Annotated in this window: 11 protein-coding genes; 8 read left to right on the plus strand and 3 right to left on the minus strand. The window is 40.9% G+C overall.

What is annotated here, in order from left to right; all coding sequences use genetic code 11:
* Positions 1-2: 2 nt before the first annotated feature.
* On the minus strand, positions 3-1,100 hold the full coding sequence (locus HWV58_RS10615; protein ID WP_175634087.1) for an efflux RND transporter periplasmic adaptor subunit: 1,098 nt from the start codon (positions 1,098-1,100) through the stop codon (positions 3-5).
* A gap of 407 nt (positions 1,101-1,507) precedes the next feature.
* Between HWV58_RS10615 and HWV58_RS10620 the strand changes: the two genes are divergently transcribed.
* Entirely contained in the window at positions 1,508-3,286 is a 1,779-nt protein-coding gene (locus HWV58_RS10620; RefSeq protein ID WP_235972704.1) for a M61 family metallopeptidase, read from the plus strand.
* A 103-nt stretch (positions 3,287-3,389) separates the two neighbouring features.
* On the opposite strand, the gene HWV58_RS10625 is transcribed toward HWV58_RS10620, so the two are convergent.
* The gene (locus HWV58_RS10625; RefSeq protein ID WP_175634089.1) at positions 3,390-3,854 is read right to left on the minus strand and encodes a hypothetical protein; all 465 of its coding nucleotides are present in this window, start codon (positions 3,852-3,854) and stop codon (positions 3,390-3,392) included.
* Positions 3,855-4,108: 254 nt separating this feature from the next.
* Here HWV58_RS10625 and HWV58_RS10630 point away from each other — a divergent pair, with 254 nt between their 5' ends.
* From HWV58_RS10630 to HWV58_RS10650, 5 genes are all read left to right on the plus strand, one after another.
* On the plus strand, positions 4,109-5,884 hold the full coding sequence (locus tag HWV58_RS10630; protein ID WP_175634090.1) for an AMP-dependent synthetase/ligase: 1,776 nt from the start codon (positions 4,109-4,111) through the stop codon (positions 5,882-5,884).
* On the plus strand, positions 5,856-7,577 hold the full coding sequence (gene ggt / locus HWV58_RS10635) for a gamma-glutamyltransferase (RefSeq protein ID WP_175634091.1): 1,722 nt from the start codon (positions 5,856-5,858) through the stop codon (positions 7,575-7,577). Before HWV58_RS10630 ends, ggt begins: the two co-directional genes overlap by 29 nt.
* An 86-nt stretch (positions 7,578-7,663) precedes the next feature.
* Positions 7,664-10,000, plus strand: a complete 2,337-nt coding sequence (locus tag HWV58_RS10640; RefSeq protein WP_175634092.1) for a GAF domain-containing protein — start codon at positions 7,664-7,666, stop codon at positions 9,998-10,000.
* Between the two features lie 101 nt (positions 10,001-10,101).
* Complete coding sequence (locus HWV58_RS10645) at positions 10,102-11,811, plus strand: DUF885 family protein (RefSeq protein WP_217706980.1); 1,710 nt, start codon at positions 10,102-10,104, stop codon at positions 11,809-11,811.
* A gap of 137 nt (positions 11,812-11,948) precedes the next feature.
* Positions 11,949-13,268, plus strand: a complete 1,320-nt coding sequence (locus tag HWV58_RS10650; protein ID WP_175634093.1) for a DUF6089 family protein — start codon at positions 11,949-11,951, stop codon at positions 13,266-13,268.
* A 64-nt stretch (positions 13,269-13,332) separates the two neighbouring features.
* Here HWV58_RS10650 and HWV58_RS10655 read toward each other — a convergent pair whose 3' ends face one another.
* Complete coding sequence (locus tag HWV58_RS10655) at positions 13,333-14,286, minus strand: hypothetical protein (protein WP_175634094.1); 954 nt, start codon at positions 14,284-14,286, stop codon at positions 13,333-13,335.
* A gap of 132 nt (positions 14,287-14,418) precedes the next feature.
* Between HWV58_RS10655 and HWV58_RS10660 the strand changes: the two genes are divergently transcribed.
* Both HWV58_RS10660 and HWV58_RS10665 read left to right on the plus strand, forming a co-directional pair.
* Complete coding sequence (locus HWV58_RS10660) at positions 14,419-14,853, plus strand: MarR family winged helix-turn-helix transcriptional regulator (protein ID WP_175634095.1); 435 nt, start codon at positions 14,419-14,421, stop codon at positions 14,851-14,853.
* A gap of 75 nt (positions 14,854-14,928) precedes the next feature.
* Positions 14,929-17,334, plus strand: coding sequence for a 3-hydroxyacyl-CoA dehydrogenase/enoyl-CoA hydratase family protein (locus tag HWV58_RS10665; protein ID WP_175634096.1), 2,406 nt, complete (start codon positions 14,929-14,931; stop codon positions 17,332-17,334).
* Positions 17,335-17,416 lie beyond the last annotated feature (82 nt).

Genomic DNA, 17,416 nt, shown 5'->3' on the forward strand with positions numbered 1-17,416 from the left:
AATTATTCTTTAACCAAATGAACTTTAACCGGCGCATCTTTCTTCAAAGCCATCGAGCCTGTGGTTAAAACGGTGTCGCCTGCTTTTAATCCCGAAGTAATCACAATGTTTTCATCGGTACGGGTGCCTGCTTCTACTTTAACTTCCTGTGCTTTGCCATCTTTCTGGATATAAACAATTTTACCCTTTAACACCGGAATAACGGCTTCGTTAGGGATCAGAATAGCATTTTGAAGCGTATTTAAGGCCAGTTTAATTTTGGCAAATGAGCCAGGCAACAGTGCATTATCGGCATTTGGTGCCAAAGCCCTGATTTGTAAAGTACGCGTAGTGGCATTAATACCAGGTTCTATAGCATATACTTTTCCTTTGTTCTCTTTTGAAGAACCATCGGTAGTAAAAATAATTTCAGAACTTATTTTAACCTGACCGGCATATTTCTCTGGTACGGAGAAGGTAACCTTAACCGGATTGGTGCTCACCAGATTGGCAATTACCGTGGCAGGTGTTAAATAGGTTCCGGCAGAGATGCTGCGTAAACCCACCCGGCCGGTAAAAGGTGCCCGGATAGTCGTTTTTGCCAGTTGTGCCCTGATTAATTGCGCTTGCGCCTGTAAAGATTTTAAATCTGCCAGGGCCGTATCGTATTCTTCCTGACTGATTGCCCCCTTAGCCAGCAATTGTTTTGCCCGGTTTTCATTAGTGGCAGAAAGTTTTTGTTTCGTTAACGCATCCTGCAATTGCGCCTGTATATCTCTGTCGTTTACCTTTACCAGCACACTTCCTTTTGATACCGTGGTGCCTTCCTGGAAATAAATGCCGGTAACCAACCCCGATACTTCACTTTTTAACACAACCGATTCATTGGCTTCGATGGCACCAGTTACTTCCAGGTCGTTATTAAACGATACCGGTTTTACTATAATACCATCTACCACAAGCGGTGCCGATTTGCCGTCTTTACCACCTGCTTTACCTTTTCCTGCACCGGCAGATGCTCCGCCTTTTCCCTCTAGTTTTTTGTTTGCGTTAATTCTGTAATATACCAGATAGGCCAGGCCCAGAGCTAAAACAGCATAAAAAATATACCTTTTCTTCATGTTTAAATTTGTGTCGTGCGTGTTCCGGACATTAAAATAGCATTAATACCCTAGCATTAGAGCGCAAAAATATCCAAATAGTTTAGTCCTAAATTTGTTGTATTAAGGATGTTACAGCGCTATAGTTTGGAGTTTGCAGTTTTCAGAGGGGAGTTAACCCCTCGTAAACAAGATGTAATTGGCATTTATATGCTACAACTTAGTTAAAGGCAAGAATTATGGTTGACGTTTATAGTTTGGCCGACCAAAAGACCATTAACCATCAACCATGATACAATGAAAATTTTACATCACATTTAGCTATTTCATAGTGAAAACCCATCAATAAATCTAAATTTGCAGCAAAGCAAGTGAATATGTTTAATAAAAAATCAATTTTAAGTTTAGTTTTACTACTAACGTGTATTATGGCAGCGAAGGCGCAGGTAAAAATAGGCTTTGAGGTTTCTTTTAAAGAGCCGCAAGCACATTACGCAGAGGTGCAGATGAATATTTCTGGCCTGGCAAAGGATTATGTTGATGTAAAAATGCCGGTATGGACCCCTGGTTCTTACCTGGTTCGCGAATTTGAAAAAAGCGTGGAAGAGTTCAAAGCTACTGCAGCAGGCAAAGAGGTTAAAGTAGAAAAAGTGAGGAAAAATATCTGGAGGATCTTTTCGGCAAAAGCGAAAGATATTCAGATCAATTACCGTGTTTATGCATTCGAAATTTCTGTTCGTACAGCATTTATCGATGACTCGCATGCATTTTTATCGCCTACGGCAATTTTTATGCATCCTGACGGAATGGTTAAATCGCCAAGTACGGTTAAGATTATTCCTTTTAATACCTGGTCTAAAGTTTCTACAGGCCTAACTCCGGTTGCAGGCGAGCAGTTTACCTATAAAGCAAGCGATTTTGATATTTTATATGATAGCCCGATTGAAGTAGGTAACCAGGATACTTTTGAGTTTACTGCTGCGGGTGTTCGCCATGAAGTGGCCATGTACGGTGGTGGTAACTACGATAAAGAAAAACTTAAAGTAGATATGGCTAAAATTGTAGAGAAAGAAACTGCTGTTTATGGCGAAAACCCAAATAAATACTACCTTTTTATTGTACATAACTTTTTAAAAGGTGGTGGTGGTTTAGAGCATTTAAACTCTACTACATTGGGGGCAACCAGAAATGCCTACAATACCGCCGAAGGTTATAAAGGCTTTTTAGGTTTGGTTGCACACGAATATCACCACCTTTGGAATGTGAAACGTTTGCGTCCGGTTGCATTAGGCCCCTTCGATTACGATAACGAGAATTACACCACTAACCTTTGGGTGGCCGAAGGTTTTACCTCTTATTACGAGAATAAATATTTACACCGTGCAGGTTTTACTGATGTAAACGAATTTTTGAAAGATTTGGCAGGAGGTGTAGGTACGGTTTTAAATACTCCTGGTGCCAAATACCAGTCGGCCGCTTCTTCTAGTTATGACGCCTGGATCATCGGGTATCGTCCGAACGAGAACTCAAAAAACAATTCGATTTCTTACTACAATAAAGGTGAGGTGATTGGTATTTTGATGGATCTTGAAATTATTAACGCCACAAAAGGTGCTAAAAGTTTGGATGATGTGATGAAAGCCATGTACCTGCAATGCAAAACTTTAAAACGCGGCTATACAGATGCCGAATTTAAAGCCATGGTTGAAAAAATATCTGGAATTAGTTTTACCAATTTCTGGGCGAAATATGTTAACGGTGTAGATGATGTAGAGTACGTAAAATATTTCGGCTATGCAGGTGTTGATGTTTCGACCGAAAATGCCACTCCGGGAAAACCTGTTACTGGTGCCAGCGGACAGCTCAGCAGCGAGGGTTTAACCATTACGGCTACGGTAAGAAATTCTGCTGCCTGGATTAGTGGATTAAATGTTAATGATGTGGTACTGGCCTTAGATGATACTTCACTGAGCGATGCCCTTTCAACTATCAGGTTAAAAAGCCCGGCTTTATCATTAGATGTATTGCCATTGGTAGCTAAAAAGAATATTGGCGATGTGCTGAAACTTAAAGTTAAACGCGATGGCCTGGAGAAAGAAATTTCTTTAACCCTGAAAGAAAACCCGAATGTACGCTTGAAGGCAACTGTTAACGAAAATGCAACAGCCGCTCAGAAAGCAGTATTGAAAAAATGGACAGGAGTTTAGTTAACAGTTTCTGTTAACAGCGCTCACTAGGGCATAAAAAAATCCCGTAAGATTAATTTCTTACGGGATTTTTTTATGCTTAGCGCTAATGCGCTGCCATTGTCTAGAAAGTATATCTAAAGCCTAAACCAAATCTGCCGGCATTAAAATCACTGTCGTTGCTGCCCAAATAAATCCTTGGTCTCCAATCTAAAGCCAAAGCCAATGGTGCCCCGCTGAATTTATAATCTAAACCAACCATCGGAACCAGGAAAAAGTTAGAGCCACCATCATACAATTGAATTGACGGACCACCACCTAGATACCAATCTAAGCCTCTTGCGCCTGGAATAGAAGAATTGTACTGTAAAAATCCCTGGATAATTGTAGAATTACCACCAAATAAAACATCGCCCTGAATAGCAGCTTTTGGACTAAAGTGATGTCTGATGGATGGGCCTACCAATGTAGCACCATCGCCAAAATCGATACCTAAACCTAATCCGGTTTTATAGTTTTGAGCTTTAACGTTTGTTGTACTCAGTGCGAATAATGCAATGCATCCTAAAATTGTAAATAACTTTTTCATAATTGATATGTTTTTGTAAAATAATTATCAGCCTAACAACTTTAATGCCGTTTCTGTTTTTAAGGTCAAAATCCGGAACGATTAAAAAACAATGCTTGCATAGTAATTTTGTAATTGCTAAGTTTAATTTTAAATTTTTGATGAGAATAAATACAGCTTTTGGCTAAGCAGGATGTATTATTTTAATTAAAGAGGCACATAATGATCAATCTTTATGATTGATTTTTTAACTTAACCAAATAATAACAATTCATATGGCGGCAGAAATTAAACGGGTTTTTGATCTTTTGAAATATAGCCTCGAAAATCCTAAGCAGGAATTCATCAGCGGAAAAATTAAAGGTAAATGGATAAATTATAGTACAGCCGATTTTTGTACAGCGGTAGATAATTTAAGCCGCGGATTAATTAAACAAGGTATTAACAAGGGCGGGAGAGTGGCTGTAATGTCGCACAACAGGCCAGAATGGAACATTGCCGATTTTGCCGCCAACCAGATCGGGGCTTACCAGATTCCATTATACCCAACGCTGGCCGAACACGATATTCAATTCATATTAAAGGACGCTGAGATTTCGATCGTATTTGTAGCAGATGAAGAATTGTATAAAAAAATAAAACCCTGTGCAGATGCCATCAATCCAGCCATTAAGATTTACAGTTTTAATGAAATTGCCGAAGCAGAAAACTGGAATGTATTAATAACCGAAGGAAAGTCTGCTACAGAGATCAATCTCGACGATTACCGCGCAAAAGTTGAACCTGAAGATGTTTTAACTTTGATTTATACATCTGGTACAACAGGTACACCTAAAGGGGTGATGCTTACGCACAATAACCTGGTGGCCAACTTTGTAAATTCATCGGTAGTAATACCCGAAGGCGTTAAAAAAGGGCTGAGCTTTTTGCCCCTATCACATATTTTCGAACGGATGATCATTTATTTGTATCTGTTCAACTCCACTGCAGTGTATTACGCCGAAAGCATGGAAACCATTGTTGCCGATATTCAGCATGTAAAACCTAATGCGTTCTCTACCGTTCCCCGACTGCTCGAAAAAGTGTACGATAAGATTATGGAGAAAGGGAAGGCTTTAACTGGTGTTAAAAGAGGGATTTTCTTCTGGTCGGTTGCATTGGCCGAGAAATATTCGGTTAACGCAGGTGCCTGGTATAATTTAAAACTGGGTATTGCCCGTAAACTGGTATTTAAAAAATGGCAGGAAGCTTTGGGCGGAGAAATTGTGGTAATTGTATCCGGAGGAGCAGCATTAAATCCGCGTTTAGCCAGGATTTTCTGGGCAGCTGGTATGCCGGTTTTCGAAGGCTATGGTTTAACCGAAACTTCGCCGGTAATTACTGTAAACCATTTTGGTGGTACCATGTTTGGCACCGTTGGCGAAGTAATTAAAGGTGTAGAAGTTAAAATTGCAGCAGATGGCGAAGTGTTAACGCGCGGACACCAGGTAATGAAAGGCTATTACAACCGTCCCGATTTAACCAGTGAGGCAATAGACCAGGAGGGCTGGTTCCATACAGGCGATATTGGCGAGCTGGTAGATGGCCGCTTTTTAAAGATTACTGACCGTAAAAAAGAAATGTTTAAAACAGCAGGTGGTAAATATGTGGCACCACAGATGCTGGAAAATAAATATAAAGAATCGATCTTTATCGAACAGATATTGGTTTTGGGAGAGAACAGGAAATTCCCTTCAGCGCTTATCGTACCTAACTTCGAAACCTTAAAAACGTGGGCAGGTCGAAAAGGCATTAGCTTTACGGCAATAGAAGACCTCATTAAAAACGAGCAGGTTTTAGCTAAATATAACGAGGTTATTGAAGCAGCAAACGCGGGTTTTGGTAAATGGGAACAGGTAAAAAGATTTGCTTTATTACCTAAAGAGTGGAGTATTGATGGTGGTGAACTTACACCAAAATTAAGCTTGAAAAGAAAAGTAATTACCGAGAAAAATAACGAAGTAATTGAAAAGATATATAAAGATGCTGAAAACTATAAAGCCGCTCAATAATTTAAAAAGATCGTTAACCTGCCTGAGCGTAGTTGTTTTATTGGCGGGTTGTGTAACCGGGCAATTAGGCAAGAACAACAGTGGCGAATATAAAAACGGCATGGTGGTTTCTGCCCATCCCGAAGCTTCGCAGGTTGGGGTCGATATTTTAAAAAAAGGAGGCAATGCAGTTGATGCCGCTGTTGCGGTGCAGTTTGCCCTTGCCGTTGTTTACCCCAATGCCGGTAATATTGGTGGCGGTGGTTTTATGGTATACAGAGGGGCAAACGGTGAAACAAATGCTTTAGATTTTAGAGAGAAAGCAGCGGCAGCAGCAAGCAGGGATATGTATCTGGATGCTTCAGGTAATCCGATTGTAGATAAGAGCCTGTACGGACATCTGGCTGCAGGCGTGCCGGGATCTGTTGATGGCATGGTCGAAGCGCATAAAAAATACGGAAAGTTGAGTTGGGCACAGGTGCTGCAACCAGCAATAGATTTAGCACACGGTGGATTTAAAATTACCAACCGCCAGGCCAGCGAACTGAACAGCTTGCACAGAAAGTTGATGGATTTTAATCCCAACGGAACTGCACTTGTAAATTTAGAGCACACCTGGCAGGAAAATGATGTACTTGTACAACAAGAATTGGCCAATACTTTAAAACTGATCCAGGAAAAAGGTAGAGCTGGTTTTTACGAAGGTGCGGTAGCCGATTCGGTTGTAGCCGAAATGCAACGCGGTAAGGGCTTAATTACCAAAGCAGATTTAAAAAACTACCATGCCACCTGGCGCAAACCCACTACAGGCAATTACAAAGGCTATAAAATTATTACCATGCCGCCAACCAGTAGCGGTGGCATTGCTTTAATCCAGTTACTCCAGTCGGTAGAGCCTTATCCCTTAAAAAAATGGGGACATAATGCCGATTCAACGGTGCAGGTAATTGTGGAAGCTGAAAGGCGGGTATATGCTGATCGGGCTACACATTTAGGCGATCCCGATTTTTATGCCGTTCCGCAACAACAGTTATTAGATGCGGCCTACAATAAAAACCGGATGGCAAACTTTAACTGGGCTGCTGCAACACCAAGTAGTGCAGTACTGGCCGGCGAAATTAAAGGAAAAGAGCATGAGGAAACCACGCATTTTTCAATCGTAGATCGCTATGGCAATGCAGTTTCGATTACCACAACCTTAAATGGCTCTTATGGGTCCTTAGTTGCAGTAAAAGGAGCAGGCTTTCTGCTTAACAACGAAATGGACGATTTCTCGGTTAAACCCGGTGCACCAAATATGTATGGTTTGGTTGGTGGCGAAGCCAATGCCATTGCGCCAAATAAAAGAATGTTAAGCTCTATGACACCAACCATTGTAGAAAAAGATGGGAAATTGTTTATGGTTGTGGGTACCCCGGGAGGTTCGACCATCATTACTTCGGTGTTTCAAACCATTATTAATGTAATTGATTTCGGCATGTCCATGCAACAGGCAGTAGCAGCTAAGAAATTTCACCACCAGTGGTTACCCGACGAAGTGTATGTAGAAAAAGAGGCAATTGATAGCCTGGCTACTCAAAAATTAAAGGCCAAAGGTTATCATATTGTACCAAGAGGATCAATCGGCAGGGTAGATGCCATTCTGAGGACCCCATGGGGGAACTATCAGGGGGGGGCAGATCCCCGAGGGGATGATAAGGCCATTGGCTGGTAGCTGAATATCGCTTCAATTTTTTATCTTAGCTATTGGCAATCTGGTATCATTTGGATTGCTGACTGCCTGATTTAAAATTTAAAGAGATGAAGAAGCGCATATTTAATCTTGCCCTCAATTATCCGGATTTGCCTGATGTAGATGCGGCCATCTCTTTTGGTCCTTTTATTCAATACCTGCGCCTGAAAATCAAAGAAGAGCAAACGGTAAGGGTGGCACTTTATCGAAATGCTTTAAAAGAATTTGAGAAGCAGGGAATCGATAATCAGGTAATTGCACTTGAAGATATTTACCAGCACGAATTGCTGTTGGAGCATGTGTATGCCTGTCTATCGCCGGCACCCTTGGCCGAAGATCAACAGGCCTGGGGTCTTTGTGCACCTATGCAGCCCATTACTTTTTACGGTACAGCGCTGATGTACGAATTGTTGGAGCAGGAAGAAAAAGATTACAAAACTTTTGCCGGCTCGAGAACACCCCAACAGCAACCCTGGGATCGGCTACATTTTATATATGCGTTTATTCTGAACCAACTGTATGCTTTTCATACTCCGTTAAAGGAAAAATACCATTCAGTTACCAACTTAGATACGGGCTTGCCGGGTTATTTTAACATCGGCGTAAATACAGCCTTTATTGAAGTAAAAGCTAAACAAACCTTGCCCGAACTGAGTTACAGGGAGTTGGAACAATACCTGAATGAAGCATCGGGACTGGATAAATTGCAGCAGGTACTGCCCCTGTCGCTTTTCGAATTCAGGGGGATTTCGGTACTAACCATTACCGATGTAACCGCAAGGCAGGCAGTAGAAAATATTAAAGCCGTAAGGTTAAGCCGTGCTCCGGGTAATGAGGGTGTGGCTTATTCAGAGGTCATTCAATCGCTTAAAGTCCTCGTCAAAAATGCCAATATCCAGTTCGATCTTTTTCCTTTTGTAAGGGTTAACAATAAGATGGTTTATGGTTACGTAAAAGGAGGAAGCGGATTACTTTTCTCGGTATGGGGAGAAGAAACCTTAAGTCCTGAAGCTTTTCAGCAAATTGCCGAGGGCTATGCGGCAAACCCCAATTCCTTTTATTCGCCCGATATCTGGGCCGAAAGCAGGGAAATGTTTCCCTGGCTAGAGCGGTTTAGAGAACTCAATGTAAAATCGATGGCGCTTTTACCCGTATTTCATAATCAGGTATTAGTGGGCGTGTTAGGCATGCATACCTGGGTTGGTGAAACTTTCGACGAAAAGAAAATTACGCTATTGGAACAGGTACTGGCACCCATTGCCCAGCTGTTGCAGGTTTATATTGATGAATTTAATCTCGAGATCGAAAACATCATCAAAGAGAAATATACATCAATACAACCGGCTGTACAATGGAAATTTAACGAAGCTGCCTGGCATTACCTGCACGATAAGAAAAAGAATTTGCCCCTGCGCACGGAGGATATCAGCTTTACAGACGTTTATCCATTTTATGGGGCAATAGATATCAGAAACTCTACCACCGAAAGAAATCTGGCGAGCAAAGCCGATCTTAATCTGCACCTGAGCCTGCTCCAAGATACACTCCAGCAACTCAGTAAAACCTATAGCGATGCCTTACTGGTCGAAATTATCTTTAACTGCAACAAATGGAATAATACTTTGCAGAGCGAAGAACTGAATACAACCGATGAGAACAGCCTCAATATTTTCCTCAACGAAGAAACCAGCGATTATTTAAAGCTCATTTCTCAATCGCATCCCCATACGAAAAAGATTATCGGTCAATACCTCGAAAGAATTGCTGTTCAGGGTGGCGAGGTGTACAAAAACCGGCAGGCTTTAGAAACTGCTATGCAACTGATTAATACCGATATTAACAATTATTTCGAAGCCGAACGCGAAAAATTGCAGGAGTCATTTCCCTGCTATTTCGAAAAATTCAGGACAGACGGTGTGGAATACGATATTTACATAGGGCAGTCTATTGCTCCCGACCGGATTTTCAATCATTTTCACCTGAAGAACCTGCGTTTGTGGCAACTTTCATCAATGGCAGCGATAGCTAAAATGGTGCGGCAACGCCAACCCGATCTGCCTGTAAAACTGGCTACTACCCAGTTGATTTTTATCCACAATCACCCCATCGATATCAGTTTTAGGATTGATGAAAGAAAGTTTGATGTAGAAGGCGCCTACAACATCCGGTACCAGATGATTAAAAAAAGAATCGACAAAGTACTTATTCGCAACTCTGAAGAGCGGCTTACCCAACCCGAGAAACTGGCCTTGATCTACTTCAATAAAAGAGATATAGAAGACTACCTTCCTTTTGTAAAATACCTGCAGGAAACAGAAGTGCTAGGTGCTGAAACCGAAGATCTTGATCTGGAAGATCTGCAAGGTTTAAGTGGCTTAAAAGCCTTGCGTGTAACTATTTTATAGCGGGCCAGGGCAGAATATCTTCAATAAGTTACATTGCTTCCTTATGGCCGATTCTTACTGTTTCTTTATATTGCGTCAGCTAACCCAAACCATCTATTGCTATGCGCAAACTTTGCTCCCTGTTTTTACTTTTAACAATCACTTTAAAATTGCAGGCCCAAACCAATGAGGCCAGTCTGGTAAGTCCGCTGATTAACCAATATCAGTCAGATAAAACCATGTTTAACCGGAAATATAACCTCAAACGTGCAGAGGAATATTTTAAACGGATGGCACAATTTTATGTAGGTTGGCAGAAACAATTAAGCGCATTACCTTTTAATAAGCTCACGGTAAACGAAAGGGTAGATTATATTTTGCTCAAACGCGATATCCGTTCAGATTCAGCCAGTTTGCAACAGAATTACGCCGAATTTAAAACCAGCACTTTTACTTTGCCTTTTGCCCAATCATTGATTGATTTTGAAGCAAAGCGCAGAGTTGGTCAACAGCAGGATGGCAAAACTGTGCAGCTACAATTTGAACAGCTGCGAGACAATATCAGGAAAACTGCAAAAGCGGTGGAGAAGAAAGATTTGATCGTTACACCAATGCAGGCTTTTTGGGCACAGCAAACCGTGAATCAATACTTAGCCGTATTTACCGAAGCTTATAAATTTTACGATGGTTACGATCCGCAATTTACCAGGGCTACAAAAGGAGTTTACCCTGAAGTAGCCAGTGCATTGCAGGCTTATGCTGATGTACTGGGTAAAATTGGCCGGCTTTCTAATGCGGTAGATGATGGTAGCGGTATTATTGGTAATCCGATAGGCCGCCCAGCTTTATTGAGCAAATTAAAAGACGAGATGATTGCTTATACACCCGAGCAGATTGAAGCCATTGCCATGAGGGAGTTTGCCTGGTGTGATGCCGAAATGCTCAAAGCCTCGCAACAAATGGGTTTTGGTAACGATTGGAAAAAAGCACTCGAAAAAGTAAAAACCGATTATCCGGAACTCGGCAAGCAGCCAGAACTGGTTTACGAACTGGCCAACGAAGCCATCAATTTTGTAGAAAAACATAACCTGATTAGTATCCCGCCACTGGCCAAAGAAGGTTGGCAGATGAGAATGCTAAGCCCGAAAGAACAATTGTTTGCCCCGTTTTTTCTGGGTGGAGAATCTGTGCTGATTGCCTACCCAACAGAAGATATGAGCGAAGAGGCTAAAATGATGACTTTGCGTGGCAATAACAGGCATTTTTCAAGGGCTGTAGTTTTTCACGAGCTTATTCCGGGGCATAACCTGCAATATTTTATGCAAAGCCGGTACAAGCCTTACCGCAAAGTGTTTAGTACACCTTTCTGGACTGAAGGCTGGTCGCTTTATTGGGAAATGTTGCTTTGGGATCAAAATTTCCCCAAATCGCCTGAAGATAAAATCGGAATGCTTTTTTGGCGCATGCACCGTTGCGCACGAATCATCTTTTCTATGAACTATCATTTGGGCAAATGGACACCTAAACAATGTATCGATTTTTTGGTTGATCGCGTAGGTTTTGAACGGGCCAATGCCGAAGCCGAGGTACGCCGCTCTTTTACCGGAGGTTATGGTCCGCTTTACCAAATTGGTTACATGTTAGGCGGGCTCCAATTCAGGACCTTACATAAAGAACTGGTGCAGAGTGGTAAAATGACAAATATTCAGTTTCACAACAGGATACTGCACGAAAATAACATGCCGGTTGAAATGGTTAGAGCTTTGTTAACCAACCAGCAACTGCCCGAAAATTTCAGTACCCGGTGGAAATTTGCAGGAGACGTTAAATAGCGCAAGGCAAGTACTGAATACCCGTTTTTTTCTTTAAAGTTGTGGAAAAGTTGATAAGTATTTTTACTTGTTTGTAGGTTTTGGTATAACTATTGCAATAGTTAAATAACGCTTTTTCAACGTTATATATAAAAACTATGAAATTACAACTATTAAGAACGCTTCCAGTTGCTTTAGCTGGATTGCTTATCGGATCGGTTACCTCTGCCCAGGAAAAGCCGGCAAGTTCAGCTACTTTCAGAACATGGTCTGTGGGTGTTAACGCTGGTGTATTAACTCCGCTTTCGCCACTTGGAGGAAAAAACGATTTTAGCAATAACAAATCTGGCTTTGGTTATGGTTTGTACATTAAAAAACAAATTACCCCTTATTTCTCACTTCGTTTAGATGGAGTACGCGGTAAATTAAAAGGCGATAATACTGAACCTTACGAAAGTGGTGTGGTAAACAATTCGCCGGTAAAAGCTTTCGATACCCAGCTGGCCTATTCAGGAAGTTTAAATGCAGTAGTAAACATGTTTAACATCGATATGTTTAAGAAAGAAAATGCATTACAGCTTTATGCTTCTGCAGGTGCGGGTATTGCAGGTTACAAACCAACCATTACCACTGCAGGAGGTACTTCTTTGTATGCTGGCGACAAAAATATTCAGGAATTGATTATTCCGGTAGGCTTAGGTGCTAAATTTAGAATTTCGGATGCCGTTAACTTCGATTTAGGCTGGACCATCAATTTTGTTGATGGTGATAACTTAGATGGTTATTACAGAGGAGGAAATGACAAATACAACTATGCTTATGCTGGTTTAGAGTTTGCTTTGGGTAGCGGAAAACAATTGGCTTTCCACAACCCGGTTGCTTTAACTTATGATGAAGCGGTTAGTGCAAAACAAACTGCTGAAGGTTTAAAAAGTGATTTAGATGCACAGAAAGCTGAAAATGCAAAACTACGTTCAGAAATGAGCGATTTGCTTAAAGATTCAGATGGTGATGGTGTTGCTGATAAATTAGATAAATGCCCGGATACACCTTCTGGTACTGTAGTAGATGGAGCGGGTTGTCCGTTAAAAACTCCTGAAAAAGTAGTAGAGAAAGTAATCGTAACCGAAGAAGACCGTAAAGTGGTTAACGAAGCGATTAAAAATCTTGAATTTGATTTAGGTAAAGCGACTATCCGTTCTAAATCTTATGCATCATTAAACAGAGTTGCAGCTTTATTAATTCAGAAAAACTTCAGCTTAAAATTAGCTGGTCATACCGATAATACCGGTTCAAAAGAATTGAACTTACGTTTATCGAAAGACAGAGCAGAATCTGTTAAAGCTTATTTAGTATCGCAAGGTGCAAATGCATCACGTATCGAAGCTACAGGTTATGGCATGGGCCAACCAATTGCTACAAATAAAACAGCAGCTGGCCGTCAGCAAAACCGTCGTGTAGAGTTTACCCTTTACTAGTCTGTTTTTAAATAAAAATAAAAAAGTCCCGGTGCAAGCCGGGACTTTTTTTGTTTCAGCGTCTTTATTTAATTCCCAGAATCGTCTTTTTTATTTCGCTTAAATCGTTCATCTCAAAATTTGGCAAATTTGGGTAAAATCGCTGGTAAATAATCTGATTATCCTTACTGTCGTAAACGCTGATAATTTTATCATCAGAACGTTGGGTGTAAATCACATATTTAACAGGCGTATCCTGATTTAGGATTAAGCTATCAAGTTCTTTGTTCGATACAAATTTCAGCTTGTAATTGTAAGGTTCGGCAACAATGCCCGATGGTGGTAGGAGAGCCAGTTTCGACGAAAATTCTGCTTTAATATATTCAGGGATATACAAGGTTTCTTTAGCTAGTTGGGGCAAACGTACTTGGTTATAAAACTGGTAATCTATCCCACGGTTTTCTGCAGCCTGTAATCCATCATTAATTTGTTTTAAATAACCACTTAAAAAGCCCGGCGACCAATTCTGGAAATGCGATTTGTTGTAAAGGTTCGATAAAAGATAGTTCTTAATGCTTTTTTGCGATCCATACTGCTGGTCTTGAATTTCAACGAGTATATTGGTCGATCTGTCTGCAAAAAGCGTAACCGTTGCCAGTACACTTTCTTCCTTTAGCCTGGGCTTTTTGCCGGGTGTTACCAGTTTCAATGTATACACAATATTCGCTATTGTTGTGCCTTCTGCTTTTTCGGGATAGCCATCAAAATAGAAAAAAGAATAATTGGCCACTGTATCGTAGCGAGATAGTTCTTCGGGCTTAATAATTTTATAAGGTGTAATGGTCCAGATCTTTTTAATGGCCTTATCAAATTTTTCAAGCTCTGCATAATCTGCATATTGCAGTGTAAAAAGGGTGGTTGTCTTTTTAAAAACCTCCAGTTTCTGGCTAACAGCAGCCGAATTACCGAAGTAAGATACCTGACTTTTACAAATTAAGCCCCATAAAAGGAAGGAGCAGAACAAGAGAAGTTGCTTCATGTTTAACATATTAAGTCGTTTTCATTTGTGTGTTTCCATAATAAGAAAATTTTGACAATTATTTTGATTTTTTCTATTGCATTAACAAAATACATTCGTTAGCTTTGTTATGCAAGCATAATAAATTAAGGAATGAAACAACAACAAACAATAGATTACCATGTTAAGTTTGCCTGGCAAAACATGTTTAATAAATATAACCAAATGGCTTCAAGTTTTGGTATTACCCAGGCTATTGGTTATATGCTTATTAACATTAACGACGAAGAGGGTACTGCTGTTTCTAACCTTGCTGCCCTGCTGGGTGTAAAAGCCACCAGCCTTTCGCGCATGTTAAATAATATGGAAGAGGCTAATCTCATTTATCGCGAAACATCCGTTGGCGATAAACGTTCTGTAAAAGTTTTCCTAACCGATTTTGGTAAAGAAAAAAAGCAGCTGGCCAAAGGTGTTGTACGCAAATTTAACGAGTATCTGGATGAACACTTTACCAAAAAGGAAAAAGAAACATTCATTAATCTATTGATAAAACTAAATGAGATCACGGTAGCGTATACTGTTGATTAATCAGGACGTAATCTGAAACAAAATAAATTCACTTTGTACAGGTTTAATCAGGCCTAAAGAAAAATATATAAAGTAATGAAACGAAGCATTAATAAAGTTGCTGTTTTAGGTTCGGGTATTATGGGGTCGCGTATTGCATGCCACTTCGCCAATATTGGTGTAGAGGTTTTGCTATTGGATATTGCCCCAAAAGAGCTGAGTCCAGAAGAACAGGCAAAAGGATTAGCGCTGGATAACCCAGCTGTAAAAAACCGGATTGTAAATGCCGCTTTGCAAACAGCTGTTAAAACAAATCCATCGCCGGTTTATACCAAAAAAGCATTAAATAAAATCAAAACCGGAAACTTCGACGATGATATGTCGAAAATTGCGGCTTACGATTGGGTAATTGAGGTAGTGGTCGAAAATCTCGATATCAAGAAAAAGGTTTTCGAACAGGTAGAGCAATTTCGTAAACCAGGTACCTTAATTACTTCTAACACTTCGGGCATTCCCATTCACTTAATGGCCGAAGGCAGAAGCGAAGATTTTAAAGCTAATTTCTGCGGAACCCACTTTTTTAATCCGCCACGTTACCTCAAATTGCTCGAAATTATACCAACGCCGCATACCAAACCAGAAATCGTTGATTTCTTAATGCATTATGGCGATAAATTTTTGGGTAAAACCACTGTTTTGTGTAAAGATACCCCAGCCTTTATTGCCAACAGGGTAGGTGTATATTCGATTATGGCGCTGTTGCATCTGGTAGAAAAACTGGATTTAACTGTAGAAGAAGTCGATAAATTTACCGGACCAGCTTTAGGCCGACCGAAATCGGCTACTTTCCGTACTTCGGATGTAGTGGGTTTGGATACCATGATTAAGGTGGCTAAAGGCCTTTATGATAATTGTCCCGATGATAAAGCACACGATTTGTTTAAGCTTCCGGCTTATGTGCAAAAAATGGAAGAGAACAAATGGCTGGGCGATAAAACGCAGCAGGGTTTCTATAAAAAAACAAAATCGGCAGATGGTAAAACAGAAATCCTGGCACTGGATTTAAAAACGCTGGAATACAAACCTCAGCAAAAGGTAAAATCGGCTACTTTAGAAATGACCAAGCCGGTTGAAAACCTGCGCGAGCGGATGAAGATTTTTGCCAAAGGAAAAGATAAAGCTGGCGAATTGTTCCGCCACTCTTCTTTTGGTTTGTTTGAATATGTATCAGACAGGATTCCTGAAATTTCTGATGAACTCTACCGTATTGATGATGCCATGCGAGCAGGTTTCGGTTGGGAGCTTGGGCCATTCGAACTTTGGGATGCCGTGGGTGTTAAAGAAGCGCTTGAAGGTATGGAGCAGTATGGAAATAAAGCTGCCAGCTGGGTACATGAAATGCTTGCTGCCGGAAATACGAGTTTCTATAAAGTAGAGAACGGCGTTAAAAAGTATTATGATATTCCGTCTAAAACCTATAAAGCCCTACCGGGCACCGATGAGTTTATCATCTTAGACAACCTTCGCGAAAATAAAACGGTTTGGAAAAACTCAGGTGTTTCTATTATTGATCTGGGCGATGGCATTTTGAATGTTGAGTTCCATACTAAAATGAACACCATTGGTGGCGATGTAATTTCGGGAATCAATAAAGCCATTGATATGGCCGAAAAAGATTACCGTGGTTTGGTTATCGGTAATGATGGGGCTAATTTCTCGGCTGGTGCCAATGTGGGGATGATTTTTATGATGGCGGTAGAGCAAGAGTGGGACGAGTTGAATATGGCGATCCGCATGTTCCAGAATACATCAATGCGGATCCGTTACTCTTCTATTCCGGTGGTGGTAGCGCCTCATAACCTAACGTTGGGTGGGGGCTGCGAGTTTAGCTTACATGCCGATCATGTTCAGCTTTCGGCCGAAACCTACATGGGACTGGTAGAATTTGGTGTGGGTGTAATTCCTGGTGGTGGTGGTACTAAAGAGTTTGCGCTTCGTGCGTCTGACGAGTATAAAGATGATCAGATTGTGCAGAATGCCCTGAAAGATCGTTTCCTCACCATTGGTATGGCTAAGGTTTCTACTTCGGGTTATGAGGCTTATGAGTTGGGTTATTTGCAAAAAGATAAATTCTCAATTTCTATGAACCGTAACCGCCTGTTAGCGGATGCGAAAGCAAAAGCCATTGAACTTGCTGATGCGGGTTATACCAAACCGGTTCAGCGTAATGATATCAAAGTTTTAGGCAAACAGGGTTTGGGGATTGTTTATGCCGGTGCAAACAGCATGTACGCCGGGCATTACATTTCTGAACACGATAAGAAAATATCCGAGAAACTGGGTTATGTAATGTGTGGAGGCGATTTATCTGCTCCTACAGAAGTTACCGAACAATATTTACTTGATCTGGAAAGGGAAGCATTTTTATCGCTGGCAGGTGAAAGAAAATCGTTGGAGCGGATTCAGAGTATCATTACAAAAGGGAAACCGTTGAGGAATTAGCCCATTCGTCATTGCGAGGTACGAAGCAATCTTATATAGGAGCTTTTTACTGAGCGTTGCTGAAACAAGTTCAGCATGACGG

This window comes from Pedobacter ghigonis (genome assembly GCF_903166585.1).
Lineage (GTDB): Bacteria > Bacteroidota > Bacteroidia > Sphingobacteriales > Sphingobacteriaceae > Pedobacter > Pedobacter ghigonis.

Coding starts and splice junctions, on each gene's coding strand:
- HWV58_RS10615 (WP_175634087.1), bottom strand. CDS start 1,100: ATGAAGAAAAGGTATATTTTTTATGCTGTTTTAGCTCTGGGCCTGGCC.
- HWV58_RS10620 (WP_235972704.1), top strand. CDS start 1,508: ATGGCAGCGAAGGCGCAGGTAAAAATAGGCTTTGAGGTTTCTTTTAAA.
- HWV58_RS10625 (WP_175634089.1), bottom strand. CDS start 3,854: ATGAAAAAGTTATTTACAATTTTAGGATGCATTGCATTATTCGCACTG.
- HWV58_RS10630 (WP_175634090.1), top strand. CDS start 4,109: ATGGCGGCAGAAATTAAACGGGTTTTTGATCTTTTGAAATATAGCCTC.
- ggt (WP_175634091.1), top strand. CDS start 5,856: ATGCTGAAAACTATAAAGCCGCTCAATAATTTAAAAAGATCGTTAACC.
- HWV58_RS10640 (WP_175634092.1), top strand. CDS start 7,664: ATGAAGAAGCGCATATTTAATCTTGCCCTCAATTATCCGGATTTGCCT.
- HWV58_RS10645 (WP_217706980.1), top strand. CDS start 10,102: ATGCGCAAACTTTGCTCCCTGTTTTTACTTTTAACAATCACTTTAAAA.
- HWV58_RS10650 (WP_175634093.1), top strand. CDS start 11,949: ATGAAATTACAACTATTAAGAACGCTTCCAGTTGCTTTAGCTGGATTG.
- HWV58_RS10655 (WP_175634094.1), bottom strand. CDS start 14,286: ATGAAGCAACTTCTCTTGTTCTGCTCCTTCCTTTTATGGGGCTTAATT.
- HWV58_RS10660 (WP_175634095.1), top strand. CDS start 14,419: ATGAAACAACAACAAACAATAGATTACCATGTTAAGTTTGCCTGGCAA.
- HWV58_RS10665 (WP_175634096.1), top strand. CDS start 14,929: ATGAAACGAAGCATTAATAAAGTTGCTGTTTTAGGTTCGGGTATTATG.